The sequence below is a fragment of the Sphingomonas sp. Y38-1Y genome (assembly GCF_032391395.1).
In the GTDB taxonomy this organism is placed as follows: Bacteria; Pseudomonadota; Alphaproteobacteria; order Sphingomonadales; family Sphingomonadaceae; genus Sphingomonas.
In genome coordinates this window covers 3,467,692-3,492,283 of the sequence record NZ_CP135916.1, presented here as the reverse complement: position 1 = coordinate 3,492,283, position 24,592 = coordinate 3,467,692, and the positions used below count along the sequence as shown (strand labels likewise).

General features: G+C 68.1%; 26 protein-coding genes. 16 read left to right on the top strand and 10 right to left on the bottom strand.

From position 1 onward, the window contains the following. Positions 1-130 precede the first annotated feature (130 nt). Entirely contained in the window at positions 131-3,145 is a 3,015-nt protein-coding gene (locus RS883_RS16620) for a M16 family metallopeptidase (protein WP_315761292.1), read from the top strand. 181 nt (positions 3,146-3,326) lie between these two features. On the opposite strand, the gene RS883_RS16615 is transcribed toward RS883_RS16620, so the two are convergent. Further along, on the bottom strand, positions 3,327-4,835 hold the full coding sequence (locus RS883_RS16615) for a M20/M25/M40 family metallo-hydrolase (RefSeq protein ID WP_315761291.1): 1,509 nt from the start codon (positions 4,833-4,835) through the stop codon (positions 3,327-3,329). A gap of 26 nt (positions 4,836-4,861) precedes the next feature. Then, positions 4,862-4,999 (bottom strand): hypothetical protein, encoded by a 138-nt coding sequence (locus RS883_RS16610; protein WP_315761290.1) that lies wholly within the window; start codon positions 4,997-4,999, stop codon positions 4,862-4,864. A 284-nt stretch (positions 5,000-5,283) separates the two neighbouring features. On the opposite strand from RS883_RS16610, the gene RS883_RS16605 reads away from it, so the two are divergent. Both RS883_RS16605 and RS883_RS16600 read left to right on the top strand, forming a co-directional pair. Next, positions 5,284-7,191 carry a ribonucleoside-diphosphate reductase subunit alpha gene (locus tag RS883_RS16605; RefSeq protein ID WP_315761289.1) on the top strand — a complete coding sequence of 636 codons (1,908 nt, stop codon included), beginning with the start codon at positions 5,284-5,286 and terminating at the stop codon, positions 7,189-7,191. Between the two features lie 67 nt (positions 7,192-7,258). Continuing rightward, entirely contained in the window at positions 7,259-7,645 is a 387-nt protein-coding gene (locus RS883_RS16600; RefSeq protein ID WP_315761288.1) for an endonuclease domain-containing protein, read from the top strand. Positions 7,646-7,713: 68 nt separating this feature from the next. Here the strand turns inward: RS883_RS16600 and RS883_RS16595 are convergent, their stop codons facing one another. Further along, a complete protein-coding gene (locus RS883_RS16595) occupies positions 7,714-7,992 on the bottom strand; it encodes a DUF2171 domain-containing protein (protein WP_315761287.1) in 279 nt (92 codons plus the stop codon). A 203-nt stretch (positions 7,993-8,195) separates the two neighbouring features. Here RS883_RS16595 and RS883_RS16590 point away from each other — a divergent pair, with 203 nt between their 5' ends. The 5 genes from RS883_RS16590 (at position 8,196) to RS883_RS16570 (ending at position 11,518) form a co-directional block, all read left to right on the top strand. Then, the gene (locus RS883_RS16590) at positions 8,196-8,486 is read left to right on the top strand and encodes a hypothetical protein (RefSeq protein WP_315761286.1); all 291 of its coding nucleotides are present in this window, start codon (positions 8,196-8,198) and stop codon (positions 8,484-8,486) included. After that, positions 8,483-8,680, top strand: a complete 198-nt coding sequence (locus RS883_RS16585) for a hypothetical protein (protein ID WP_315761285.1) — start codon at positions 8,483-8,485, stop codon at positions 8,678-8,680. Before RS883_RS16590 ends, RS883_RS16585 begins: the two co-directional genes overlap by 4 nt. A gap of 64 nt (positions 8,681-8,744) precedes the next feature. Beyond that, positions 8,745-9,797, top strand: a complete 1,053-nt coding sequence (locus tag RS883_RS16580; RefSeq protein WP_315761284.1) for a ribonucleotide-diphosphate reductase subunit beta — start codon at positions 8,745-8,747, stop codon at positions 9,795-9,797. Between the two features lies 1 nt (position 9,798). Next, on the top strand, positions 9,799-9,990 hold the full coding sequence (locus RS883_RS16575) for a KTSC domain-containing protein (protein ID WP_315761283.1): 192 nt from the start codon (positions 9,799-9,801) through the stop codon (positions 9,988-9,990). Continuing rightward, positions 9,983-11,518, top strand: coding sequence for an amidase (locus RS883_RS16570; RefSeq protein ID WP_315761282.1), 1,536 nt, complete (start codon positions 9,983-9,985; stop codon positions 11,516-11,518). The genes RS883_RS16575 and RS883_RS16570 overlap by 8 nt, the downstream gene beginning before the upstream one ends. 224 nt (positions 11,519-11,742) lie before the next feature. Here the strand turns inward: RS883_RS16570 and RS883_RS16565 are convergent, their stop codons facing one another. Both RS883_RS16565 and RS883_RS16560 read right to left on the bottom strand, forming a co-directional pair. Next, on the bottom strand, positions 11,743-12,153 hold the full coding sequence (locus RS883_RS16565; RefSeq protein WP_315761281.1) for a DUF4345 domain-containing protein: 411 nt from the start codon (positions 12,151-12,153) through the stop codon (positions 11,743-11,745). Beyond that, a complete protein-coding gene (locus tag RS883_RS16560) occupies positions 12,150-12,641 on the bottom strand; it encodes a DUF2721 domain-containing protein (protein WP_315761280.1) in 492 nt (163 codons plus the stop codon). Before RS883_RS16560 ends, RS883_RS16565 begins: the two co-directional genes overlap by 4 nt. Before the next feature lie 61 nt (positions 12,642-12,702). Here RS883_RS16560 and RS883_RS16555 point away from each other — a divergent pair, with 61 nt between their 5' ends. Next, positions 12,703-13,098 (top strand): DUF1801 domain-containing protein, encoded by a 396-nt coding sequence (locus tag RS883_RS16555; RefSeq protein WP_315761279.1) that lies wholly within the window; start codon positions 12,703-12,705, stop codon positions 13,096-13,098. 84 nt (positions 13,099-13,182) lie between these two features. Here RS883_RS16555 and RS883_RS16550 read toward each other — a convergent pair whose 3' ends face one another. Then, on the bottom strand, positions 13,183-14,280 hold the full coding sequence (locus RS883_RS16550; RefSeq protein WP_315761278.1) for an alkene reductase: 1,098 nt from the start codon (positions 14,278-14,280) through the stop codon (positions 13,183-13,185). A gap of 119 nt (positions 14,281-14,399) precedes the next feature. On the opposite strand from RS883_RS16550, the gene RS883_RS16545 reads away from it, so the two are divergent. Continuing rightward, positions 14,400-15,266 (top strand): DMT family transporter, encoded by an 867-nt coding sequence (locus tag RS883_RS16545; RefSeq protein ID WP_315761277.1) that lies wholly within the window; start codon positions 14,400-14,402, stop codon positions 15,264-15,266. Continuing rightward, positions 15,238-15,945, top strand: coding sequence for a COQ9 family protein (locus RS883_RS16540; protein WP_409977363.1), 708 nt, complete (start codon positions 15,238-15,240; stop codon positions 15,943-15,945). Before RS883_RS16545 ends, RS883_RS16540 begins: the two co-directional genes overlap by 29 nt. Here RS883_RS16540 and gltX read toward each other — a convergent pair. Further along, positions 15,927-17,258, bottom strand: coding sequence for a glutamate--tRNA ligase (gene gltX / locus RS883_RS16535; RefSeq protein ID WP_315761275.1), 1,332 nt, complete (start codon positions 17,256-17,258; stop codon positions 15,927-15,929). The two genes, RS883_RS16540 and gltX, sit on opposite strands and share 19 nt — an antisense overlap. Before the next feature lie 108 nt (positions 17,259-17,366). Here gltX and RS883_RS16530 point away from each other — a divergent pair, with 108 nt between their 5' ends. Further along, on the top strand, positions 17,367-18,302 hold the full coding sequence (locus RS883_RS16530) for a ribose-phosphate pyrophosphokinase (protein WP_315761274.1): 936 nt from the start codon (positions 17,367-17,369) through the stop codon (positions 18,300-18,302). 35 nt (positions 18,303-18,337) lie between these two features. Here RS883_RS16530 and RS883_RS16525 read toward each other — a convergent pair whose 3' ends face one another. The 3 genes from RS883_RS16525 to RS883_RS16515 form a co-directional block, all read right to left on the bottom strand. Then, positions 18,338-18,514 carry a hypothetical protein gene (locus tag RS883_RS16525; protein WP_315761273.1) on the bottom strand — a complete coding sequence of 59 codons (177 nt, stop codon included), beginning with the start codon at positions 18,512-18,514 and terminating at the stop codon, positions 18,338-18,340. Positions 18,515-18,586: 72 nt separating this feature from the next. After that, positions 18,587-18,940, bottom strand: a complete 354-nt coding sequence (locus tag RS883_RS16520) for a hypothetical protein (RefSeq protein WP_315761272.1) — start codon at positions 18,938-18,940, stop codon at positions 18,587-18,589. Beyond that, on the bottom strand, positions 18,937-19,440 hold the full coding sequence (locus RS883_RS16515; RefSeq protein WP_315761271.1) for a sterol desaturase family protein: 504 nt from the start codon (positions 19,438-19,440) through the stop codon (positions 18,937-18,939). Before RS883_RS16515 ends, RS883_RS16520 begins: the two co-directional genes overlap by 4 nt. Positions 19,441-19,634: 194 nt before the next feature. Here RS883_RS16515 and sucC point away from each other — a divergent pair, with 194 nt between their 5' ends. The 4 genes from sucC (at position 19,635) to RS883_RS16495 (ending at position 24,519) form a co-directional block, all read left to right on the top strand. Next, positions 19,635-20,834 (top strand): ADP-forming succinate--CoA ligase subunit beta, encoded by a 1,200-nt coding sequence (sucC, locus tag RS883_RS16510; protein WP_315761270.1) that lies wholly within the window; start codon positions 19,635-19,637, stop codon positions 20,832-20,834. Between the two features lie 176 nt (positions 20,835-21,010). After that, positions 21,011-21,760: an electron transfer flavoprotein subunit beta/FixA family protein gene (locus tag RS883_RS16505; protein WP_315761269.1), complete on the top strand. Its 750-nt coding sequence runs from the start codon at positions 21,011-21,013 to the stop codon at positions 21,758-21,760. A gap of 149 nt (positions 21,761-21,909) precedes the next feature. After that, a complete protein-coding gene (locus tag RS883_RS16500; RefSeq protein ID WP_315761268.1) occupies positions 21,910-22,839 on the top strand; it encodes an electron transfer flavoprotein subunit alpha/FixB family protein in 930 nt (309 codons plus the stop codon). A 213-nt stretch (positions 22,840-23,052) separates the two neighbouring features. Then, complete coding sequence (locus RS883_RS16495) at positions 23,053-24,519, top strand: DUF389 domain-containing protein (RefSeq protein WP_315761267.1); 1,467 nt, start codon at positions 23,053-23,055, stop codon at positions 24,517-24,519. Positions 24,520-24,592: the final 73 nt, after the last annotated feature.

The following is a 24,592-nucleotide window of genomic DNA, read 5'->3' as shown; positions in this document are numbered from 1 at the left end:
AGGCGCGCATCGCGTCGGAAACATGGCAGCGCGAAGGCGATTGCGGCACCGGCATGTGCCGTCTGGCCGGAAGGTGGCTCGCGTTTCGCTTGGGCTGGCACCTCGCGGCAAACGCCGCTAGCCTTGGGCGATGATCTCCCCGATCCGTTCGCGTACCGCCCTCGGCGTGCTGCTGCTCGCCGCCGCTTTCCCCATCGCCGCCCAGCAGACCGCCGCGCCGCAACCGGTGCCGCAGCAGGCCGCGCCATCCCAAGCCGCGCCCGCGCCGCGATCGGTCGCGCCGACCGTCATCCCGCTGATGCAGCCGGGGCCGGTACAGACCGCGGACGAGCCCTGGCTGTACAAGGGCAGCGACATCACGCCCGATCCGGCGTGGACGTTCGGCACGCTGCCCAACGGCCTGCGCTATGCCGTGCGCCGCAACGGCGTGCCGCCGGGCCAGGTGGCGATTCGCGTGCGCATCGACGCAGGCTCGCTGATGGAGCAGGACAGCGAGCGCGGCTTTGCGCACCTGATCGAGCATCTGAGCTTTCGCGGGTCACAATACGTCCCTGATGGCGAATCCAAGCGGCTGTGGCAGCGGCTGGGCGTCACCTTCGGATCCGACAGCAACGCCAGCACGACCTTTACGCAGACGGTGTACAAGCTCGATCTGCCCTCGGCGACGCCGCAGGGGCTGGATGAGAGCATGAAGGTGCTGTCGGGGATGATGGCGGCGCCGGCGCTGACGCAGGCGGCGCTCGATGCCGAGCGGCCGGTGGTGCTTGCCGAGCAGCGCGAGCGGCTCAATCCGTCGATGCGCTTCTCCGACGCCACGCGCAGCCTGTTCTTTGCCGGCCAGCCGCTGGCCGGCCGGTCGCCGATCGGCACGGTCGAGACGCTGAACGGCGCGACCGCGGCGAGCGTGCAGGCGTTCCACGATCGCTGGTACCGGCCCGACCGCACGACGATCGTCATCGCGGGCGACGTCGATCCGGCGCAGCTGACGCAGCTCGTCCAGAAGCACTTCACCGGCTGGACCGCGAAGGGTCCTGCGACGCCGGCACCCGATTTCGGCAAGCCCAAGGACGGCGCGCCGGCGAGCGCGGTGTCGACCGAACCCTCGATCCCGCCGGTCGTCACCATGGCGATCCTGCGCCCCTGGAACATCACCGCCGACACGGTGCTGTTCAACCAGGAGCGGATGATCGACCAGATCGCGGTGCGCATCCTCAACCGCCGGCTCGAATCGCGAGCGCGGGGTGGCGGGAGCTTCATCACCGCCAATGCCGATCTTCAGGACGTCGCACGCTCCGCCAACCTGACCGCGGTCAGCATCGTGCCCGTGGGCGAGGATTGGGAAACCGCCGTCCGCGACGTGCGCCGCGTGATCGCCGACGCGATGGTCAACGCGCCCACGCAAGGCGAGATCGACCGCGAAGTCGCCGAGATCGACGCGGCGATGAAGAACGCCGTCGATACCAGCCGCGTCGAGGCGGGCGCGATCCAGGCCGACGAGATCGTCCAGGCGGTCGACATCCGCGAGACCGCGGCCTCGTCCGAAGGATCGCTCGGCATCTTCCGCGGGGCGGTGGCGAAGAAGTTCTTCACGCCCGACCGCGTGCTCGCCGCCACCAAGAAGGTGTTCGAGGGCGACCGCCGCGCGATCGTCAACACGCGCGCGCCCGACGCGACGATCCAGGCGAAGCTTGCCGCGGTGCTGGACGAGGACGTGTCCAAGCTCGCTTATGCCCGCGCGCGTGGCGGATCCATCGGCTTCGACCAGCTGCCCAGGATCGGCAGCGCGGGTAAGGTCGCCGAGCGCAAGGTCGGCGTCGCCGAGCCCGCGATCGAGCATGTCCGGTACGCCAACAACGTGAACCTGCTGGTCTTCCCGAATGAGTCCGAGACCAACAAGGTCTATGTCCGCGTGCGCTTCGGCAGCGGGCTGCGCGGGCTGCCGGCGGATCGGATCACGCCGGTCTGGGCTGGCGACCTGGCGCTGATCCCGTCGGGGATCGGAAAGTTCGGGCAGGAGGAAATAGACCGGCTGACCAGCGGACGGCAGATCGGGCTCGACTTCGCGGTCGACGACGACGCCTTCGTGTTCGGCGCGCTGACGACGCCCGCCGACCTTGCCGACCAGCTCAAGCTGATCGCGGCCAAGCTCAACACGCCGGGTTGGGACCCCAATCCCGTCGCGCGGGCGCGGGCCGTGATGCTGGCGGGCTATGCCGGGTTCGAAAGCTCGCCCGACGGCGTGCTCGGCCGCGACCTCGAAAAGCTGCTCCATGCCGGCGACGCGCGCTGGGGCGTGCCCCCGCGCGAGGCGGTCGAGAAGCTGGACGCCAAGGCGTTCCGCGCGTTCTGGGAACCGATCCTAAAGACCGGGCCGATCGAGGTGCAGGTTTACGGCGACGTCAAGGGCGAGGCCGTGGTCGAGGCGGTGGGCGCGACGCTCGGCGCGCTGAAGGCTCGCCAGCCGGCGCCGTTCAGCGGCCCGACACCCGGCTTCCCCGCGCACAATGCGACGCCGGTGACGCGCACGCACGAAGGGCAGCCGAACCAGGCCGCGGCGGTGATCGCCTGGCCGACCGGCGGCGGCAGCGACGCGATCAGCGAGGGAAGGCGGCTGGAGGTGCTGGCGGCGGTGTTCCGCGACCGGCTGTTCGATCGCCTGCGCAGCCAGGCGGGGGTGAGCTATACCCCCAACATCGTCAATGACTGGCCGGTGGGCATGCCGGGCGGCGGGCGGCTGGTCGCGATCGGGCAGGTGCCGCCCGACCGGGTCGACTTCTTCTTCAAGCTGGCGCGGGAGATCGCCGCCGACCTCATCACCACGCCCGTCAGCGAGGACGAACTGCGGCGCGCGCAGCTTCCCGTCGCGCAAAGCTGGATCCGGATGTCGAGCGGCAACACCTTCTGGCTGATGCAGACCGGCGGCGGCACGCGCGATCCCGCGCGGCTGGCGTCGATCGCGACGCTGCCGCAGGACATCGGCCGGATGGCACCCGCCGAGCTCCAGGCACTGGCGGCGAAGTATCTGCGGCCCGAGCGCGACTGGACGATGAGCGTGGTGCCGTCGGCCAAGGTGCTGGCGGGGGCGAAGCCGGCGGCGTTGCCGACGGCTGCGCCCGCGGCGCTGGTCGCTCCCGGAGCCCGCTGACTCATTTCGTCACCCCGGACTTGATCCGGGGTCCCGCTACCTTCTTCAGCGGCGGAAGAAAGAAGAAGCGGGATCCCGGCTCAAGGCCGGGATGACGGCGTTAGATACTCCGATCATGCTGAGCTTGTCGAAGCACGTGTACGCGGCACGTCCTTCGACAGGCTCAGGACGAGCGGATCTTTCAAGCCGTCGCCGCGACCTGGTATAGGAAGTCGACGAAGCCCATCGTGGCATCCTTCATTCCCATCACCTTGGGGTTGCTGCTCTCGATGAGGAAGTATTCGTCGGGTGCGTGCGCGCCGCTGCCGTGGCCGAAGCCGAACTGGCCGGCGGGTAGATTGAGCGGCGGGCCGGTGAAGATCACGCCCGGCCAGCTTCCCGCCAGCCGCGGCGCGAGCGTTGCGGGGACGCCCAGCCGCTCGCAGGTGGCAAGCTCGGCGCGGATCAGCGCGCTCTGCTCGTCGGTCTGGGTGGGGCCGTAGCCGCCCGACACGTTGATCTCCACATCCTGGAACCCGCGCTTGTCGAGGTGCGCGCGCAGTTTCTTCAGCGTGTCCTCGATCGTCATGTCGGGGACCAGCCGCATCTCGATCTTCGCGGTCGCGCGGCCGGGCAGCACCGTCTTGCCGCCGGGGCCGGTATAGCCCGAGACCAGCCCCTGGATGTTGACGGTCGGCACCTGTGCCAGTCGGATCAGCGACGCGTCCCAATCCATGTCGTCGATCCAGCGGGTGACGCCGAGCTGCTGCTTCACCACCGCCTCGTCGGTGGCGCGCGCGGTCATCGCGATCAGCTCGCGTTGGCGCGGGGTGAGCGGGGCGACCTTTTCCTGGATGCCGTCGATCATGACAGTGTTGCCGTCGGGGCTGACCAGCGTCGACAGGGCGGCGACCAGCCGCCAGGGCGGACTGTCGACGCGCGCCTTTTCGCTTGAATGGATGTCGCCCTTGGGCCCGCGGCCCCATTTCTCGCCCGAGACGGTGAGCTCGAACTCCATCGCGCCCTTGGCTCCCAGCGCCAGCGTCACCGCGCCGGTCGCCGGGTTCTGCCAGCCGGTCGGGATGATGACGCCGATCGTCTTGCGAAGCGCCGCGGCGACGCGCGGGCTCTGGACGATCTCGTGGAAATTGGGGGAGGCGATCTCCTCCTCGCCCTCGGCCACGAGCACGAGGTTGACGGGGAGCTTGCGGCCCGCCGCCTTGAACGCGTGGAGCGCGGCGAGGAACACCGTCTCCGGCCCCTTCTGATTGACCGCGCCGCGGCCGACCATGACCTTGCCCAGGCCCGGCTTGTCGACGATCCGCCCCTCGAGCGGCGGGCTCGACCATTCCTTGGGATCATACTGTTTGACGTCGTACATGAAGTAGATGCCGAGCGTCTTCCTGGCGCCCGCATCCAGCGTCGCGAACACGCCGGGCTTGCCCTTCGAAGGCACGATCTCCGCGGACTGGAAGCCCGCATCGAGCGCGAGGCGGCGCATGTAGTCGGGGCCTTGCGGATAGCCGCGATCCTCCGCGGCGATCGAGGGGAGGGCGATCCATTCGCGCAGCCGCTCGACCGCGGCGGGGTGGCCGGCCTCGACCGCGCGGCGGATGTCGGCGTGCGGATCGGCGGCAAGCGCAGGGCCGGCGGCGGCGATCCCCATGCCCGCCGCGCCCGTCTTCAGCATCGTCCGCCGGTCGATCGTCATCCGTCCCTCCACCCTGGATTTCGCGATCAGTGTCGCGCCCGCCACGCGGTTCGACAAGCGTCGATGGCGACGATGATTCGTCCACGGCTTTCTTTTTGGCGATGGGCTTTCGCCCACTTGCCTTTCGAGAAGGCGAGGAACATCCACGCGTCGCGTCCGATCATGCGTTCTGCCCCACCGGCGAACCGATTCAGATTAGCGACGAACCGAGTCTCTTAATCGTCATTTACCCGCTTGTGCCCGAGCGCGATTGGCCACAATCTGTGGGGGCCACGTCAGGGGGCTGACACAAGGGCTGGTATGAAGGCGCCTGCGACACCATATCGCGGGCTCTCGCCGTCACCGCCGCGCCACTCCCGCGCGGTCACTTTTTGTTCTCGCGCACGCGAGCGGCGATGATACCATTGCCGGACGGTGCCGAGTCGAACGAACGAGGAACGGGGCCGTCATGGATTTCAGGGACGACGCACACGTGAACGACAGCACTGACATCGCCGAAGCCCCCGCCGTCGCGGCGCCCGCCGCCCGCAAGGTGGAGCGTGATTCCAAGTCGATCGACGCGCAGCTCTATGCCGTCGAGGTCGATCACGGCCGCGATGCGCTGCTGACCGAATTCGGCAAGGACACGCTCAAGGACCGCTACCTGCTGCCCGGCGAAAGCTATCAGGACCTGTTCGTGCGGGTGGCGTCCGCCTATGCCGACGATGCCGGCCACGCCCAGCGGCTCTACGACTATATCTCGAAGCTGTGGTTCATGCCCGCGACGCCCGTCCTGTCGAACGGCGGCACCGGGCGCGGCCTGCCGATCTCCTGCTATCTCAACTCGGTCCCCGACAGCCTGGAAGGCATTGTCGAGACGTGGAACGAGAATGTCTGGCTTGCCTCGCGCGGCGGCGGCATCGGCACTTATTGGGGCAATGTCCGCGGCATCGGTGAGCCGGTCGGCCTCAACGGCAAGACCAGCGGCATCATCCCGTTCGTGCGCGTGATGGATTCGCTGACGCTGGCGATCTCGCAAGGCTCGCTGCGCCGCGGGTCGGCCGCCTGCTATCTCGACATCAGCCATCCGGAGATCGAGGAGTTCCTCGAGATCCGCAAGCCGTCGGGCGACTTCAACCGCAAGGCGCTGAACCTCCACCACGGCGTGCTCATCCCCGACGCGTTCATGGAAGCGGTGCGCGACGGCGCGGAATGGGCGCTCAAGAGCCCCAAGGACGGCAGCGTCCGCGGCAAGGTGGACGCTCGCGCGCTGTTCCAGAAGCTGGTCGAGACGCGGCTGGCGACGGGCGAGCCCTATATCGTGTTCAGCGATCACGTGAACTCGACGATGCCCAAGCATCACCGCGACCTGGGCCTCAAGGTGTCGACGTCGAACCTGTGCAGCGAGATCACGCTGCCGACGGGCAAGGATCACCTGGGCAACGATCGCACCGCGGTCTGCTGCCTGTCGTCGCTCAACCTGGAAACCTGGGACGAGTGGAAGGACGACAAGGTCTTCATTGAGGACGTGATGCGTTTCCTCGACAACGTCCTGACCGACTATATCGAGCGGGCGCCGGACGAGATGGCGCGTGCGCGCTATTCGGCGGAGCGCGAGCGGTCAGTGGGCCTGGGCGTCATGGGCTTCCACAGCTTCCTCCAGGCGCGCGGGCTGCCGTTCGAGGGCGCGATGGCCAAGTCGTGGAACCTGCGCATCTTCAAGCACATCGCCGCGCAGGTGAACGAAGCCTCGATGCAGCTCGCCGTCGAGCGCGGTCCGTGCCCGGACGCGGCCGACATGGGCGTGATGGAGCGCTTCAGCTGCAAGATGGCGATCGCGCCGACCGCGTCGATCAGCATCATCTGCGGCGGCACCTCGGCCTGTATCGAGCCGATCCCGGCCAACATCTATACGCACAAGACGCTGTCGGGCAGCTTCGCGGTCAAGAACCCGTATCTGGAAAAGCTCCTGATCGCCAAGTCGAAGAACTCGGACGCGGTCTGGAACACGATCCTGGAGCGCGGCGGTTCGGTCCAGCATCTCGACTTCCTCAGCCAGGAGGAAAAGGACTGCTACAAGACGAGCTTCGAGATCGACCAGCGCTGGGTCCTCGAACTCGCCGGCGACCGCGCGCCCTATATCGACCAGGCGCAGTCGCTGAACCTGTTCATCCCGGCCGACGTCGAGAAGTGGGACCTGCTCATGCTCCACTTCCGCGCCTGGGAGCTCGGCATCAAGTCGCTCTACTATCTGCGTTCCAAGTCGGTGCAGCGCGCGGGCTTCGCCGGCGGGGTCGAGGCCGACAACACGATCGAGAAGCCGAAGTTCGATCTGGGCGAGAGCACCGATTATGACGAGTGCCTGGCTTGTCAGTAAGCTGCCGATAATCCCTCTCCCCGCGGGAGAGGGAGGGAGCCGCGAAGCGGCGGAAGGGTGAGGGCAGGTGCGTAGCTACGCCAACCAGCCGATCGGAACGGTCCCGCGCGCACGCGAACTTCGCCGGAACGGAACCGAGGCGGAAAAGCTGCTGTGGCGTGCGCTGCGTAGCGCGATGCCTGACGCGAGATTTCGGCGCCAGGTCCCGATCGGTCCTTATTTCGCGGATTTCCTGAGCTTTGGTTCGAAGTTGGTGATCGAGGTCGATGGCGGCCAGCATGCTGAGGCGGAAGATCGGGATTTGGCGCGAACGAGGTTCATCGAGGCGCAGGGCTATGAAGTGTTGCGGTTCTGGAACCACGATGTGATCGACAATGTCGACGGCGTAATCGCTGCGATCGCGAATGCGAGGGCGGGGCAGATCGGCATCGCGCGCTCGCCAGCGGCGTGCTGATGCGACCTGCCCTCACCCTTCCGCCGCTTCGCGGCTCCTTTCCTCTCCCGCCGGGAGAGGGGGGTGCATCAGACCGGGTCGCCGCCCTCTTCCTCCTCGAACGTCACGGCGACGTCGGCATTGGCGGAGAGACGGACCTGATCGCCCTCGACGTCAGCGACCAGGCCGGCGGGAATGAAGTGGTGATGACTGCTATGCTGTCCCTCGCCGGCGCCCTCGACATCGGCGCCCGAGTCCTTCTTGGTGAGCTTGATGCGATCGCCCTCGACGCGGTCGACGGTGCCGACATGCACGCCGTCGGCGCCGATGACTTCCATATGCTCGCGGATGTTGCTGAGATCGGCCATTGGGGGTCTCCTCTTTGGGGTCCGGCGCTCGAACGAGCGGGCGGGGGATTGGATGCGAGGGTTGTAACCCGATCCGTCACCCCGGACTTGTTCCGGGGTCCACCGTGCAGCGGGCGCTGCCGCTTAAGCCGCCTGCCGCTAGGCTCGCGGCGCGGTAGACCCCGGAACAAGTCCGGGGTGACGAAAGAGCGCAAGGATTGCGCATGAAGAAGCTCGCGCTCGCAGCCCTGCTGCTCACCCTTGCCGCGTGCGCGCGTCAGGTGGGCAGCGCGGTCGCGCCCGGCGCGCCGGGGTTCCTCCATGGCCTGTGGCACGGGTTCATCTTCCCGGTGTCGTGGGTGATGAGCCTCTTCGTGCCCGACATCGCAGTCTATGCCGTGCCCAACAATGGCGGCTGGTACGACTTCGGCTATTTCCTCGGCATCGTCGTGTTCGGCGTCGGCGCGCGCAAGACGCGGACCGTCACCGTCGTGAAGTGGCGCGAGCGGCGATGAGCCTCTCGATCCTCATCATGTTCGCCGTCGCGTGCGTCCTAGTGCTCACCGGCATCGGCCTGCTCGCCGCACTTGCGCGGGTCGCGTCCCCGGGGCGCGTCTACGCGTTTCGCATGATCGGCATCATGGCGCTGTCGGGCGGCGCGGTGCTGGCGATGAGCGCCGCCGCACTCTGGCAGGGCAGCGAGGGATGATCCTCGGCCCCGCCCCATTCGTTTCGATCCATCATCCTCGTTCGTACGTGTAAGGACCCGTCCCATGCCCCTCCTCCAAGCCTCCAAGCAGTACAAGCCGTTCGAATACCCGTGGGCGTTCGAGTTCTGGAAGCGGCAGCAGCAGCTCCACTGGCTGCCCGAGGAAGTGCCGCTGGGCGAGGATTGCCGCGACTGGGCGCAGAAGCTGTCCGATCACGAGCGCAACCTCCTGACGCAGATCTTCCGCTTCTTCACCCAGGCCGATGTCGAGGTGCAGGACTGCTATCACGAGAAATACGGCCGCGTGTTCAAGCCGACCGAGGTCAAGATGATGCTGACCGCGTTCAGCAACATGGAGACGGTCCATATCGCCGCGTACAGCCACCTGCTCGACACGATCGGCATGCCCGAGAGCGAATATGGCGCATTCCTCGAGTATGGTGAGCTCAAGGACAAGCACGACTATCTGCAGAATTTCGGCGTCGACACCGACGAGGACATCGCTCGCACGCTCGCCATGTTCGGCGGCTTTACCGAGGGCGTGCAGCTGTTCGCGTCGTTCGCGATGCTGATGAACTTCCCGCGCTTCAACAAGATGAAGGGCATGGGCCAGATCGTCAGCTGGTCGGTCCGCGACGAGAGCCTGCATTGCGAGGGGATCATCCGCCTGTTCCACGCCTTCGTCGCGGAGCGGCAGTGCCTGACGCGCGCAGTCAAGGACGACATCGCCGACATGTGCCAGACGACGATCCGGCTGGAGGACGCGTTCATCGACCTCGCGTTCGAGATGGGGCCGGTCAACGGCATGACCGCCAAGGACATCAAGAAGTATATCCGCTACATCGCCGACTGGCGGCTGGGGCAGTTGGGGCTGAAGCCGATCTACCTGATCGACGAGCACCCGATCCCGTGGCTGACGCCGCTGCTGAACGGCGTCGAGCACGCCAATTTCTTCGAGACGCGCGCGACCGAATATTCGAAGGGCGCGACCCGCGGCAACTGGAACGACGTCTGGTCGAGCTTCGACAAGCGCAAGAAGGCGACGACCGCGCCGGCCAACGAAGACCCGATCGACGAAGGCGACATGTTCAGCCGCGCCGGCGTCGCGGCGGAGTAGAATGCCGCTGGTCGCTTCCTCCGCGATGTACCGCGTCGAATATGACGCAGCGTCGCGGAGGCTCGACATCTGGTTTTCGCAATCCGGCCGCTACAGCTATTTTGGCGTGCAGCTCTCGATTTACGAAGGTCTGCTCGCGGCAACGTCCAAAGGTCAGTACTTCAACAGCTACATTCGAGAGCAATATGCATAGTGCGCCGCTGACGGCATTGGCTGTTCTGTTGCTGACGATCAGTCCAGCTGAGGCCCAGCAGCAGGAGCGTAACGAGCGGAGTTCTTCGCAAGCCGCCACCCGCACCTACCTCCAGCGGATCGAGGCGATGGATCGGGCGGGGCCGCGGCTCAATTCGGTGATCGCGGTGGCGCCGGATGCGGAGCGTCAAGCGCGGCGGCTCGACGAGGAGCGGGAGAAGGGGCGGGTGCGCAGCGCCGTCCATGGCTGGCCGGTGCTCGTCAAGGACAATGTCGAGACGCGCGAGCTGCCGACGACGGCGGGGAGCCTGGCGCTCAAGGACAATCGCACCGGGCGTGACGCGCCGCTGGTCGCGCGGCTGCGGGCGGCGGGCATCGTCATGCTGGGCAAGACCAACCTGTCCGAATGGGCGAACATCCGTTCGTCCAGTTCGATGAGCGGGTGGAGCGCGGTCGGCGGGCTGGTGCGCAATCCTTACTCGCTCGATCGTACCGCCTGTGGGTCGTCGAGCGGGACGGGCGCGGCGATCGCCGCGGGCTTCGCGCGGGCGGGCGTCGGGACGGAGACCGACGGATCCGTGATCTGCCCCTCGGCGATCAACGGGCTGGTGGGCATGAAGCCGACGCTCGGCCTGGTCAGCCGGACGCATGTCGTGCCGATCAGTCACAGCCAGGACACGGCCGGGCCGATGGCGACGAATGTGCGCGATGCGGCGGCGCTGCTGGGCGTGATGGCGGGGAGCGACCCCGCCGATCCGGCGACGCGCGAGGCGGATGCGAAGAAGGGCGACTATGCCGCGCGGCTGAATCCGGCGGCGCTTCGCGGCATGAGGATCGGGGTGCTGCGGCCAGAGGGGATGTCGGACGCGCTGGCGGCGGTGTTCGACGCCGCGCTCGACCGGCTGCGCGCGGCGGGCGCGGTGCTGGTACCGGTCGAGCGACCCGACACCAAGGGGCTGGGCGATGCCGAGTTCGACGTGCTCAAGATGGAGCTCAAGTCCGATCTCGCCGCCTATCTGAAGACCACGCCGCCCGCGGTGAAGGTGCGCCGCCTGGCCGACGTCATCGCCTTCAATCGCGCGAATGCCGCGGCGGAGATGCCGTTCTTCGGCCAGGACATCTTCGAGGCGGCCGAGAAGACAGGCGGCACCGCCGACCCCGCCTACAAGACCGCACGCGCCAAGTCGCTGGCACTGGCGACCCGGGCGCTCGACACGATGCTGGCGGGCAACGCGCTGATCGTCAGCCCGAGCTATGGCGCGGCGTGGCTGTCCGATCCGGTCCACGGCGACCAGGCCGGCGGGCCGTCGGCGAGCGGGCTGCCGGCGGTGGCGGGCTATCCGCACCTGACGGTGCCGATGGGGCAGGTGCTGGGGCTGCCGGTGGGCCTGTCGTTCATCGGACGCAAGTGGAGCGAGCAGCGATTGTTCGACGCCGGCGCGGGGTTCGAGGCGGCGCGGGGCGCGCTGCCGGCGCCGCGCTATCTGCCGAGCGTTGCGGCTGGAGCGCGGCTGGAGGGGGCGGAGTAGAGCGTTGTCGGCTTGAGGGAGGCAGTGGGCCGGATAGAAGAAGAGGTTGGTTCACGCAAAGGCGCGAAGGCGCGAAGAGGCTGTGCGTTGCGCCGCGAAGCGGCTGCCTTCATCATCCGCTGATCGACTGAAAGCCGCTCCGCGGCAGCAAGCGCAACCCTTTGCGCCTTTGCGCCTTTGCGCCTTTGCGTGAACCATTCTTCCTTCTTGACGCATCCCCGGGCTCAAGCTCCGGGCGCGGCCTCGGTGCCGACGCGGGCGTCGATCGCCTGCCAGATCAGCACCAGCGGAACCACGCCAAGCTCGATGCCGAGCCCGACCAGATGCCCCGCCGAGGGCGCGCCGACCTGCATCAGGCTCCACAAGCGCCCCAATCCGCCGGCGATCACGAGCGCGCCGAGCAGGCGGAGCCGCGGCCCCTTGCGCTCGATCGCGGGGATGCAGCTGACGAAGGCGAGGCCGAGTGCGAGGAAGATGCCCGAGAGGTAGCGGAAATGGCTGTCGAGGTCGGTGGCGATCGGCGGCAATTGCCCCAGCCAGCGCGGCCCGCGCACGAGGCTGAGCGTCGCGACCGACAGCGGGACGAGCGCGGCGATCGCGACCACCGCCTGGAGCGCGCGGCGGCTGCCGCTCATCCCTCGCGCCGCCGCCGCTCGCGGTCGAGCTCGAGCAGCTCCTCGCGGATGTGCGAGGCCTTGAGCGACATGCGCACCTCGACGAGGAAGCTGACGAGACCGAAGATCAGCATCAGCATCGAGCCGATGAAGGCGATCGCCACGACGGTGCCGATCTTGAGGTGCGACAGCTCGGCGACGAACAGGAGCGCGACCACCGCGCAGATCGCGATCGCCGAGGCGGTGACGAGCGAGATCGCCAGGTTGATGACGGTGATCCGCCGGTCGATGCGGCGAAGCTCCCACACATGGCGGTCATGCTCCGGCCCGGTGGTGCGCGGGTGGAGCTGTTCGAGCGCGCGGGCGCGGTCGATGACGCGCGCCAGCCGCCCGGTCAGGACGTTGAGCAGCCCCGCGATCCCGGCAAGCAGGAAGACGGGCGCGATCGCGATCTGGATCGTCTCCGCGACGGTCGAAAGGACGAAGCCGAATTCCATGCCGGTCTTCATGGGATGGCGCCCATGACGCGGCAAGCGCAAAATGCCTGCGACTCGAGGCGGAAGGGCGGCGATGAAGACACAGGTCAGCGACGCGGACGTCGATGCATTCCTGGGCGGCGTGACCGATCCGGGTCGCCGCGCCGACGCGCACGCGATCCGCGCGCTTTACGAGCGCGTGTCGGGTGAGCCCGCGCGCATGTGGGGCGCCAGCATCGTCGGTTGCGGCGAGTACGCCTATCGCACCGGCGGCAAGGAACAGCGCATGTGCGCGATCGGCTTCTCGCCGCGCAAGGCGGAGACGGTGCTGTATCTGGCGTTGGACTTTCCCGAGCGGGAAGGGCTGCTCGGGCAACTGGGGCCGCACCGGACGGGCGTCGGGTGCGTGTACCTCAAGCGGCTCGACAAGGTGGATGGCGCGGTGCTGGAGGCGCTGGTCGCGGCATCGCTGACGGCGACGCGGGGTTGAGCGGCGAGGGGGCCGCGCGCGGCGCCGCCGAAGGGTGTCCCTCGGCGGGCCGGCGCGGCACCTCGATCACCGTCGTGGCGTCTGTCAGGCGGCTTCGCGCGCCAGGGTCGGATAGTCGGTATAGCCTTCGGGTCCGCGGCTGTACCAGGTCGCCATCTCGTCGGCGTTGAGCGGCGCGCCAAGGCGCAGACGCTCGGGCAGGTCGGGATTGGCGAGGAACTTGCGCCCGAACGCGACGCCGTCGGCGCGGCCGTCGGCAACCACCGCCTCGGCCGATGCCTTGTCGTAATCCTGGTTGAGGATCAGCGGGCCGGTCCAGCGCTGGCGGAAGGCGGGCGAGATCGCGGGCTGCGTCGTCGAGCCGAACGTGCCGTCCGGGCCGACCTCGCGCAGCTCGACGAACGCGATCTTCCGCTGCTCCAGGAAATCGGCGATCGGCAGGAACACCGCTTCGGGGTTGCTGTCGATCACGCCCTGCGTGTCGCCGTTGGGCGAGAAGCGGACGGCGGTGCGGTCGGCGCCGGCGACGCCGATGATCCGGTCGATCGCTTCGCGGAGCAACCGGCCGCGATTCTCGGGGCTGCCGCCATAATCGTCATCGCGGTGGTTGGCGCCGTCGCGCAGGAATTCGTCGATCAGATAGCCATTGGCGGCGTGGAGCTGGACGCCGTCGAACCCGGCGGCGATCGCATTGCGAGTCGCATGCTCGTAATCGTCGAGCACGCGGGCGATATCATCCAGCGTCGCGGCGCGCGCTTCGCCGTATGGCTTCTTCTCGCCATTCGACAGATAGGTGCGGACGCTACCCGGCGCCGTCGTCGCGGACGAGGAGAGCGGCGCTTCGCCCCCGAGGAAGTCGGGATGGACGAGGCGGCCCATGTGCCAGAGCTGCGCGAAGATGCGGCCGCCCGCCTGATGGACGCGCTCGACCACCGGTTTCCACCCCTCGACCTGCTCGTCGGTCCACAGACCCGGCGCATAGGCCCAGCCCAGCCCCTCCCGGCTGATGCCCGTCGCCTCGCTGATGATGAGGCCGGCGCCGGCGCGCTGCGCGTAATAGTCGCCCATCAGCGCGACGGGCACGTGCCCCTCCGTCGCGCGGCCGCGGGTCAGCGGCGACATCAGGATGCGATTGGGCGCCTCGACCGCTCCAAGGCGGATGGGGTCGTAGAGAGAGGCCATGCGGAAACTCCGTGGATGTACAAGACAGCGCAGGAGGTAGGGCGCTAAGGGGCGGCATGCATCGCCCCCGCCCCCCAAGTTTTGCTTCACGGAACCCAAGTCCCGTTCCCGTCATCGCAGTGATCGCCGCCAACGTGTTCCTGGCGACGGGGCCGCTGTTCGTGCGGCTGGCCGACACGGGGCCGGTGGCGGCGGCGTTCTGGCGCATCCTCCTTGCCGCACCGGTGCTGCTGATCGCGGCGACGGCGATGGGGGAGCGGCCGGTCCGGGCGGCGAAGGGGCTTTGGGGCGCACTCCTGCTGGCGGGGCTCGCCTTCGCGCTGGATCTCGGCAGCTGGCATGTCGGCATTCTGGGGACGACGCTCGCCAACTCGACGCTGTTCGGCAATTCGGCGACGCTGATCTTTCCCATCTATGGCTTCGTCGTCGCGCGGGCTTGGCCGACGCGGACGCAGGGCTTTGCGCTGGCGATGGCGGCGCTGGGCGGCGGGCTGCTGCTCGGGCGGTCGGCGCAATTGTCGCCGCAGCATCTGGTCGGCGACCTGTTCTGCCTGCTCGCGGGCGTGCTCTATGCGGTCTATTTCATCGTCATGTCGCGGGTTCGGGCGCGGATGGCGCCGCTGTCGGCGCTGAGCCTGTCGACGGCGGCCAGCATCGCGCCGCTGCTCGCGCTGTCGCTGATGCTGGGCGAGACGATCCTGCCGGGCAACTGGACCCCGCTGATCCTGCTGACGCTGTGCAGCCAGCTGCTGGGGCAGGGGTTGCTGATCTACGCGCTCGGGCATCTGACGCCGCTGGTCGTGGGGCTTGCGCTGCTGGTCCAGCCGATCGTCGCCGCGGCGATCGGGTGGGTCTGGTTCGGGGAAGCGCTGGCACCCGCCGACATGATCGGCGCGGTGCTGATCGCGGCGGCGCTGGTGCTGGTGCGAAAGCCGGAGCGCGCGGCGCTTGCGTCCGATGCCGACGGCTCTAGATCGGACGCGTGACGTGGGAGCCCATGCGATGACCGACTTGCCGCCCGATCCGACGCTGGACGAGATGCGCGCCGCGCTGGCGCCGCTGGTCGCGAGCAATGCCGCGTTCGACGGGTGGAAGCCGGTGGCGGTCGACATGGCCGCCGACGCGCTGGGCATCGACCGCGACGTCGCGCGGCTCGCCTTCCCGGGCGGGGCGGTCGACATGATCGATGCCTGGTTCGCGCATGTCGATGCCGAGATGCTCCGCCGCCTGCCACCCGAGACGCTCGGGGCGATGAAGATCCGCCAGAAGATCGCCGCGCTGGTCGAGGCGCGGCTGGACATCGTCGCGCCCGACCGAGAGGCGCTGCGCCGCGCGCTCGCGATCCTGGCGATGCCGCAGAATGTCGCGCGCGGGCTGCGGCTAGGCTGGCGCGCGGCCGACGTGATGTGGCGGGCGGCGGGCGACATCGCAACCGACTACAACCATTACAGCAAGCGGACGCTGCTGGCGGGCATCTATGCCGCGACGGTGACGGTGTTCCTCGATGACGAGAGCGAGGGGCAAGCGGATACGCGCGCGTTCCTGGCGCGGCGGATCGACGATGTGATGCGCTTCGAACAGGCCAAGGCGAAGTGGACGGGCCAGCCGCACCGACTGAGCCTGTCGCGCTTCGTCGGTCGGCTGCGCTACCCGCCCGCCGCCTGAAGCCGCGCGATCGCGCGATCGCGGCCGATTAGCGGGAGCAGCGCGGCCATATCGGGACCGTGCGCGTGCCCGGTGAGCGCGAGGCGGAGCGGCAGGAAAAGCGCCTTGCCCTTGCGCCCCGTCGCCTCCTTGAGCGCGCCGGTGAGGGCGTGCCATGGGTCGGCGGACCAGTCGATCTCGGCCGCGACCTTCGCCGCCTGCGCGAGATAGTCGGCGTCCTCGATTTCGGGTGTCTCGACCGGCCCCTCGATGACGTGCCACCAGTCGGCGGCCTCCGCCACGGTCGACAGGTTGGGGCGCACCGCTTCCCAGGCATCGGCACCCATCGCCGGGGGCAGGCGATCGGCGACGGCGACATGGTCGAGCTGGTGGACGATCCGGGCGTTGAGCGCCGCGAGTTCGGCCTCGTCGAAGCGCGCGGGCGCGCGGCCAAATCGGGCGAAGTCGAAGGCTTGCGCCAGCAGCGCCGGGTCGGCGATCGGCTCGACGGGATCGCTGGTGCCGATGCGGGCGAGCAGCGCGATCAACGCTTGCGGCTCGATGCCGACGTCGCGGAAATGGTCGGTGCCAAGCGACCCGAGCCGTTTGGAAAGCTTGCCCTCCGAGCCGGTCAGCAATGCGGCGTGCGCAAAGACCGGCGGCGCGGCGTCGAAGGCGGCGAACATCTGCGTCTGGACGGCGGTGTTCGACACATGGTCCTCGCCGCGGACGACATGGGTAATGGCCATGTCGATATCGTCGATGACGCTGGGGAGCAGGTAGAGCCAGCTTCCGTCGGCGCGTCGCACAACGGGATCGCCGATCGCCGCGGGATCGAAGCGCTGCGGGCCGCGGATCGCATCGTCCCACGCGATCGGCGCGTCATGGTCGAGCCGGAAGCGCCAGTGCGGGCGCCGGCCCTCCGCCTCGAGCGCCGCGCGATCGTTGTCGCTCAGCTTCAGCGCCGCACGGTCGTAGATCGGCGGCAGCCCGCGTCCGAGCAGGATCTTGCGGCGGAGATCGAGTTCCTCGGGCGTCTCATACGCCGGATAGAGCCGGCCGGCGGCGACCAGTGCCTCGAATCGCCGTTCGTAGTCGGCAAGCCGCGCCGACTGGCGTTCCTCGCCATCTGGCGAGAGGCCGAGCCAGGCGAGATCATCGCGGATCGCGGCCACGAACGCCTCTTCGCTGCGCGCCGCGTCGGTGTCGTCCAGGCGGAGGAGGAAGCGGCCGCCCTGCGCCTTGGCGAACAGCCAGTTGAGGATCGCGGTGCGCAGGTTGCCGACATGAAGCCGGCCGGTCGGGCTGGGGGCGAAACGGGTGACGATCGTCATGGCGGGCGATCTAGGCCGATGGTCCGGCGCCGTCCATTCGTCACATGGGTTTCACAATCGGCGCGCCCGCTCTAAGGGGCGCGCGGGCATCATGACGGGCAGGCGACGATGAAACTTCTCGCGGGCAATTCCAACCATCCGCTGTCGAAGGCGATCGGCGACTATCTCGAGCTGCCGCTGACCGAGGCGAACGTCCGCCGATTCGCCGACGAGGAGATCTTCGTCGAGGTGCTGGAGAATGTTCGCGGCGAGGACGTGTTCGTCATCCAGTCGACCGCGTTCCCGGCCAACGACAATCTGATGGAGGCGCTCATCATGATCGACGCGCTGAAGCGCGCGTCGGCCAAGCGCATCACCGCGGTGCTCCCCTATTTCGGTTATGCGCGCCAGGACCGGAAGCCGGGGCCGCGCACGCCGATCTCGGCCAAGCTGGTCGCCAATCTCATCACCACGGCGGGTGCCGATCGCGTGCTGTCGGTCGACCTGCACGCAGGGCAGATCCAGGGCTTCTTCGATATCCCGACCGACAATCTCTATGCCGCGCCGGTGATGTCGACCGACATCCAGACGCGGTTCGGCGACCGCAACCTGATGGTCGTGTCGCCCGACGTCGGCGGCGTGGTGCGCGCGCGGGCGCTGGCCAAGCGACTGGACAACGCGCCGCTCGCCATCGTCGACAAGCGGCGTGAGCGGCCGGGCGAATCGGAAGTGATGAACATCATCGGCGACGTCGAGGGGCGCTTCTGCATCCTGATCGACGACATTGTCGATTCGGCAGGCACGCTGTGCAACGCCGCCGCGGCGCTGAAGGCGGCCGGGGCCGAGGGCGTGGTCGCCTATTGCACGCACGGCGTGCTGTCGGGCGGCGCGGTGGCGCGGGTCGAGGCGTCGGCGCTCGAGGAACTCGTCATCACCGACTCGATTGGCAATCACGAGGTGATCGCCGAGGCCAAGCGCATCCGCCACCTGACGATCGCGCCGCTGGTGGCCGAGGCGATCAAGCGGATCGCCGACGAGGCGTCGGTATCGAGCTTGTTCGACTGACGCGTGCCGGCGAGTACCGGCACGCGTCGCTCTGGTTACTGGTACCCGCCTTCGTCCTCGCGCTCGTGCGCGGCTTCTTCCTGCGCCTCTTCGAGCTCGCCTTCGTCGGCATCCTCTTCGGTGCTCTCTTCGGACGTGTTGGTTTCGTCCTCCGACAGTTCGTTCACGTCGTGCTCGAAGCCGGGTTCTTCGTTCTGCGGGGTGGTAGCCATGACGCTCTCCTCTTGGAGGCGTATCAACGGATCGGCGTCGCGATCGGGTGCGGCGGAAAATACCGATGTCGATCAATCGACCGGGCGGTCGGCGATCCGTGACAGCGCCGAGGCGATGCGCAGAAGGACGACGACGCCCGCGGCGGCAAAGCCGGCGAGCGCGGTCAGCGCATAGCTGATCGAGCGCAGCCAGCGCTCCAGATCGCGATCGGGGGTGGCCGAGACTGGCGTGCCCGCCCGATCGGTGGGCACGCGAACGAGTTCTCCGGGTGGTGTCTCGGCAACCGGGCCCGGCTGGAACGTTGCCGTTTGTGGCGGGGGCGGGCCGGTGTTGGCGGTTTCGGCGATCGCACCGATCAGGCTGAGCGTCGCGGTGCCGCTCAGCACCATGAGCGTAATGCGGCCGATCGTCTGGCCGGCGCTCACGCCATCTCGCGCGGCGCGCGGACGCCCGCATTGCCGCGGCGCTTGAGCTCGGCCTTCAGATCTTCGGGCTTGGGCGCGACGAGGAAGCCGAAGCTGACGGTGCCCTCCTTGGTCTCGACCGCGTGATGGAGCCGGTGCGCCGAGACGATCCGCTTCATGTAGCGCGACTTGGGCAGGTAGCGCGACGGCACGCGGCGATGGACGATGATGTCGTGGAAGCCGAGATAGATCGCGCCGTATGCGGCGATGCCCGCGCCGATCCAGATCGTCGCCGGATGCCAGCCCCAATAGGTGCCCCCGACGAGCAGTGTGATCGACGGCGCGGCGAAGATCACGAAATAGAGGTCGTTGGCTTCCCAGAAGCCCGTGCGCGGGCGGTGATGGCTCTTGTGAAGGAACCAGCCCGGCCCGTGCATGATCCAGCGGTGCGCGCCGTAAGCCACGCCCTCCATCACCGCGACGGTCGCAAGAAGCACCAGGATGCCGGTCACCACGTTCATGCCAGTCCATATAGGCGCGCGGGATGCGAGAGGAAACACGGACATGCGACACGAGCTTATTGCGAACGCGACGCAAATGCATTGCAGTTTCTCGTCGGGCTATCCGCAAGGGGTGGATTCCGCTGCCCGCCTGTGCTTAGGGCATCCCGTTTCGCGCCCGCGAGCGGCGCCCTGCGAGGAAAGGTACCCGCGCGATGAACATTCACGAATATCAGGCCAAGGAGCTGCTGGCGAAGTTCGGCGTGCCCGTCCCCGCAGGCTTTGCCGCGCTGAGCGTCGAGGAAGCCGTCGAGGCCTCGAAGAAGCTGCCCGGACCGCTTTTCGTCGTGAAGGCGCAGATCCATGCCGGCGGCCGCGGCAAGGGCAAGTTCAAGGAACTCGGCCCAGACGCCAAGGGCGGCGTCCGCCTCGCCAAGACCGAGGACGAGGTTCGCGCGGCGGCGACCGACATGCTGGGCAACACGCTGGTGACGATCCAGACCGGCGACGCGGGCAAGCAGGTCAACCGCCTGTACGTGACCGACGGCGTCGACATCGCCAAGGAATTCTACCTCGCGCTGGTCGTCGACCGCGCCACCGGCCGGATCGGCTTCGTCGTGTCGACCGAAGGCGGCATGGACATCGAGACCGTCGCGCATGACACGCCCGAGAAGATCCACAGCTTCTCGGTCGATCCTGCGACCGGGTTCCAGGCGCATCACGGCCGCGCGGTCGCGAGCGCGCTCGGGCTGTCGGGCGATCTCGCCAAGCAGGCGGCTTCGACTGCCTCCAAGCTCTATGACGCGTTCCTCGGCACCGATGCCGAGCAGATCGAGATCAATCCGCTCGCCGTTACGGAGGACGGCAAGCTGATGGTGCTCGACGCCAAGGTCGGCTTCGACGGCAATGCGATGTTCCGTCACAAGGACCTGATGGAGCTGCGCGACACCACCGAAGAGGACGCGATGGAGCTGGAGGCGTCGAAGTACGACCTGGCCTACATCAAGCTCGACGGCGACATCGGCTGCATGGTCAACGGCGCGGGCCTGGCCATGGCGACGATGGACATCATCAAGCTCAACGGCATGTTCCCGGCCAACTTCCTCGACGTCGGCGGCGGCGCTTCGAAGGAGAAGGTGACGGCGGCGTTCAAGATCATCCTGTCGGACCCGGCGGTGAAGGGCATTCTCGTCAACATCTTCGGCGGGATCATGAAGTGCGACATCATCGCCGAGGGCATCGTCGCTGCGGCGAAGGAAGTGAACCTGTCGGTGCCGCTGGTCGTCCGTCTGGAAGGCACCAACGTCCAGCAGGGCAAGGACATCCTGGCCAATTCGGGGCTGGCGATCGTGCCCGCCAACGATCTGGGCGACGCCGCGCAGAAGATCGTCGCCGAGGTTCAGAAGGCCGCCTGAACCCTTCGCATCCGATTCGCGTTGAGGGGCTCGGGCGGCAACGTCCGGGCCCCGTTCGTTTGGACGCTACGACAAGCGCGGCTTTCCGTACCGGACTTGCGAAAGGGCGCTCGAATGACCAGAAACGCCGCGTACCGATGTTCTAAAACACGATCCCGCTGGGAAAGGAGCCGCTGGTGAAAGTCCTCGTGCCCGTCAAGCGCGTGCTTGATTACAACGTAAAGCCGCGGGTGAAGGCCGACGGCACCGGCGTCGACCTCGCCAACGTCAAGATGAGCATGAACCCCTTCGACGAGATCGCCGTCGAGGAGGCGATCCGCCTGAAGGAAAAGGGCGCCGTGACCGAGATCGTCGCGGTTTCGATCGGCGAGCCCAAGTCGCAGGACACGCTGCGCACCGCGCTGGCGATGGGCGCCGACCGCGCGATCCTCGTCACCGCCGAGGGTCCGGTCGAGCCGCTCGCGGTCGCCAAGATCCTGAAGGCGATCGTCGACGAGGAAGCGCCGCAGATGGTGATCCTGGGCAAGCAGGCGATCGACGACGACGCCAACCAGACCGGCCAGATGCTCGCCGCGCTGACCGGCTGGGGTCAGGGCACCTTCGCCAGCAAGGTCGAGGTCGATGGCGAGGCCGTGAAGGTCACGCGCGAGGTCGATGGCGGGCTGGAGACGGTGAACCTCAAGCTGCCGGCGATCGTGACCACCGACCTTCGCCTCAACGAGCCGCGCTATGCGACGCTGCCCAACATCATGAAGGCCAAGTCCAAGCCGCTCGCGAACAAGACGCCGGCCGATTACGGCGTCGACACGACGCCGCGGCTGACCGTCGTCTCCGTCGCCGAGCCGTCGAAGCGCCAGGCGGGTGCCAAGGTCGCCGATGTCGACGAGCTGGTGATGAAGCTCAAGGCGATGGGCATCGCGAAGTGATCGATGGGTCCGTTCGTCCTGAGTAGCCGCTGAGCGAAGTCGAAGCGGCGTATCGAAGGAGCGCCAAGCGTACTTCGATACGGGTCTTCGGCTCCGCTCAGACCCTACTAAGCACGAACGGTGGTTTTGACTCCGGTTGGAGAGATCAGATGAAGACCTTGGTTTGGGTCGAGCATGACGGTCAGGCCGTCAAGGATGCCACGCTGTCGGCGGTGACCGCCGCGGCAAAGCTGGGCGAGGTCCACCTGCTCGTCGCGGGTGAGAATGTCGGCGGCGTCGCCGAGGCGGCCGCGAAGATCGCCGGCGTGGACAAGGTGCACGTCGCCGACGGCGCGCCGTTTGCGCACGCGCTGGCGGAGAATGTCGCGCCGCTGGTCGCCGGCCTGATGGACAGCCACGACGCGTTCGTCGCGCCCGCCACGACGACGGGCAAGAACATCGCGCCACGCGTCGCCGCGTTGCTCGACGTGATGCAGCTGTCCGACATCCTGTCGGTCGAGGGGCGGGACACGTTCACCCGCCCCATCTATGCCGGCAATGCGATCGCGACGGTCAAGACCGCGGATGCCAAGCTCGTCATCACCGTGCGCGGCACGGCGTTCGAGAAAGCGGCGGCCGAGGGCGGATCGGGCACGGTCGAGGCGGTCGGCGGCGGTTCTGACGCGGGCCTTTCCAGCTTCGTCGGTGCCGAGATCGCGCAGTCGGCGCGGCCCGAGCTCACCAGCGCCAAGATCATCGTCTCGGGTGGCCGCGCGCTGGGCTCGGCCGACGAGTTCCACAAGCTGATCGATCCGCTCGCCGACAAGCTCGGCGCCGGGGTCGGTGCCAGCCGCGCCGCGGTTGATGCGGGCTATGCCCCCAACGACTATCAGGTCGGCCAGACGGGCAAGATCGTCGCTCCCGAAGTCTATGTCGCGGTCGGCATCTCCGGCGCGATCCAGCACCTTGCCGGCATGAAGGACTCCAAGGTCATCGTCGCGATCAACAAGGACGAGGACGCCCCGATCTTCCAGGTCGCGGACCTCGGCCTCGTCGGCGACCTGTTCAAGCTGGTGCCGGAACTGACCGAGAAGCTGTGACGCACAAGGCCGGGAAGGCAATCAGTCTTCCCGGTCCGTGCAGCTGCGCGTGGAGGATGCACGAGTCCGCCTGAATGGCGGGATCATTCATGCGCGCGTCGCTACGCATCGTCGACGTCGTCTCGCATGCGACACCAAGCTGAAATATCCTGCAGTTGCTCCCGAGCTCGGATGCACTGGTCGGGGCGGGGCAAAGGCCCTAGTGGCTGATCCATGACGGTATTCGCGCGCAATCGCGCTTCCTTCGTCGCCGTCCGCCGCTGGTGGGCCGCGCATCTTCGCCGCGGGCTGGACCATGAAGCGGTGCTGACCCAGGTGCGCGACGATGCGCGCTGGAATGGGCGCTATGCGTTCATGACGCTGATGGCGGCGGGCATCGCGATGCTGGGCATGCTGCTGCCCTCGCCGGTGATCGTGCTGGGGGCGATGCTGATCTCGCCGCTGATGGGGCCGATCATCGGACTGGGCTTCGGGATCGCGACGTTCGATTGGCGCGAGATCCGCGCGGCGCTGGCGGCGTTGGCGCTCGGCATCGTGCTGGCGGTGGCGTTCAGTGCGCTGATCGTCCTGTTCTCGCCGCTCCAAAATGCGACCGACGAGATCGCGTCGCGCACGCGGCCCAATCTGTTCGACCTGTTCGTGGCGTTGTTCTCGGCGCTGGCAGGTGCCTATGCGATGATCCACGGGCGGCACGGGACGGTGGTGGGTGTCGCGATCGCGACCGCGCTGATGCCGCCCTTGTGCGTGGTCGGGTTCGGCCTCGCGACGCAGAACGCGACGGTGCTGGGCGGAGCGATCCTGCTGTTCGTCACCAACTTCGTGACGATCGCGCTGTCGGCGGCCGTGATCGCGCGGTTGCACGGGTTTGGCGCGCATCTCTCGCCGCAGCATACATTGTTCCAGACCTTCCTGATCGTCGCGCTGCTCGCCGCCTTGGCGGTGCCGCTGGGCGTTTCGCTGCGCCAGATCGCGTGGGAGTCGATCTTCTCGCGCCAGGTGCGGGAGGTGATCGCGGCCGAGTTCGGCGGCGCGGCGCGGTTGAGCCAGGTCGATGTCACCTATGGCGCGGATCGCATCCGGGTGGAGGCGACGGTGCTGACCCCGCGCAGCAACCGCGAGGCCGAGCGGCACGCCGCCGCCGAGCTTCGCCAGCGCGCGGGGCGGCCGGTCAGCGTCTCGATCGACCAATACCGGGTGGGTACCGGCGCGGAGGCGGAAGCGGCACAGATCGCCAATGCCGCCGGGCGGCTGGGCGACCGGATGGGGCAGCAGGTGGCAGAGCGGCTGGCGCTCGTCACCGGCACGCCGCGCGAAGCGATCATGATCGACGTCGACCAGCGGCATGCGCTGGCGCGCGCGGTGCCGTTGCCCGGCGCGAGCGCCGCGGCCTATCGCCTGCTCGAACAGCGCGTTGCGGCGGGCGCGCCGGGGTGGCGGATCGAGATCGTGCCGCCCTTGCCCGAGCCGATTGCGATCCAGTTGAACGAGGATGTGCCCGACCCGCAGGCGGTCGAACTGATCGCATGGATGGCGAAGCGGACCGGCCTGCCGCCGGCGATCGACGGGGCGACGGGGCCGGGCGACGCGGTGATCGCGGCGCTGGCGCAGGCGGGCGTGATGGCGCGACGCGGTGAGCGGACGACCGGCTTGCTGGAAGCGAACTGGGCATTGGCGGACTGATCGTTCTGACGCTGGCGTGGGGCGCTGGACAGGCGCGCGGTGTGCGGCGCAGGGCGGCGGGCGATGCTTGATC

Bases quoted from the DNA above. Each gene is read 5' to 3' on its own strand.
- sucC (WP_315761270.1), top strand. From the start codon at position 19,635: ATGAACATTCACGAATATCAGGCCAAGGAGCTGCTGGCGAAGTTCGGC.
- RS883_RS16555 (WP_315761279.1), top strand. From the start codon at position 12,703: ATGAAGACACAGGTCAGCGACGCGGACGTCGATGCATTCCTGGGCGGC.
- RS883_RS16565 (WP_315761281.1), bottom strand. From the start codon at position 12,153: ATGAGCGGCAGCCGCCGCGCGCTCCAGGCGGTGGTCGCGATCGCCGCG.
- RS883_RS16615 (WP_315761291.1), bottom strand. From the start codon at position 4,835: ATGACGATCGACCGGCGGACGATGCTGAAGACGGGCGCGGCGGGCATG.
- RS883_RS16560 (WP_315761280.1), bottom strand. From the start codon at position 12,641: ATGAAGACCGGCATGGAATTCGGCTTCGTCCTTTCGACCGTCGCGGAG.
- RS883_RS16580 (WP_315761284.1), top strand. From the start codon at position 8,745: ATGCCCCTCCTCCAAGCCTCCAAGCAGTACAAGCCGTTCGAATACCCG.
- RS883_RS16610 (WP_315761290.1), bottom strand. From the start codon at position 4,999: ATGATCGGACGCGACGCGTGGATGTTCCTCGCCTTCTCGAAAGGCAAG.
- RS883_RS16590 (WP_315761286.1), top strand. From the start codon at position 8,196: ATGAAGAAGCTCGCGCTCGCAGCCCTGCTGCTCACCCTTGCCGCGTGC.
- RS883_RS16500 (WP_315761268.1), top strand. From the start codon at position 21,910: ATGAAGACCTTGGTTTGGGTCGAGCATGACGGTCAGGCCGTCAAGGAT.
- RS883_RS16570 (WP_315761282.1), top strand. From the start codon at position 9,983: ATGCATAGTGCGCCGCTGACGGCATTGGCTGTTCTGTTGCTGACGATC.
- RS883_RS16575 (WP_315761283.1), top strand. From the start codon at position 9,799: ATGCCGCTGGTCGCTTCCTCCGCGATGTACCGCGTCGAATATGACGCA.
- RS883_RS16620 (WP_315761292.1), top strand. From the start codon at position 131: ATGATCTCCCCGATCCGTTCGCGTACCGCCCTCGGCGTGCTGCTGCTC.
- gltX (WP_315761275.1), bottom strand. From the start codon at position 17,258: ATGACGATCGTCACCCGTTTCGCCCCCAGCCCGACCGGCCGGCTTCAT.
- RS883_RS16515 (WP_315761271.1), bottom strand. From the start codon at position 19,440: ATGAACGTGGTGACCGGCATCCTGGTGCTTCTTGCGACCGTCGCGGTG.
- RS883_RS16595 (WP_315761287.1), bottom strand. From the start codon at position 7,992: ATGGCCGATCTCAGCAACATCCGCGAGCATATGGAAGTCATCGGCGCC.
- RS883_RS16530 (WP_315761274.1), top strand. From the start codon at position 17,367: ATGAAACTTCTCGCGGGCAATTCCAACCATCCGCTGTCGAAGGCGATC.
- RS883_RS16495 (WP_315761267.1), top strand. From the start codon at position 23,053: ATGACGGTATTCGCGCGCAATCGCGCTTCCTTCGTCGCCGTCCGCCGC.
- RS883_RS16550 (WP_315761278.1), bottom strand. From the start codon at position 14,280: ATGGCCTCTCTCTACGACCCCATCCGCCTTGGAGCGGTCGAGGCGCCC.
- RS883_RS16605 (WP_315761289.1), top strand. From the start codon at position 5,284: ATGGATTTCAGGGACGACGCACACGTGAACGACAGCACTGACATCGCC.
- RS883_RS16585 (WP_315761285.1), top strand. From the start codon at position 8,483: ATGAGCCTCTCGATCCTCATCATGTTCGCCGTCGCGTGCGTCCTAGTG.
- RS883_RS16540 (WP_409977363.1), top strand. From the start codon at position 15,238: ATGCCGACGGCTCTAGATCGGACGCGTGACGTGGGAGCCCATGCGATG.
- RS883_RS16525 (WP_315761273.1), bottom strand. From the start codon at position 18,514: ATGGCTACCACCCCGCAGAACGAAGAACCCGGCTTCGAGCACGACGTG.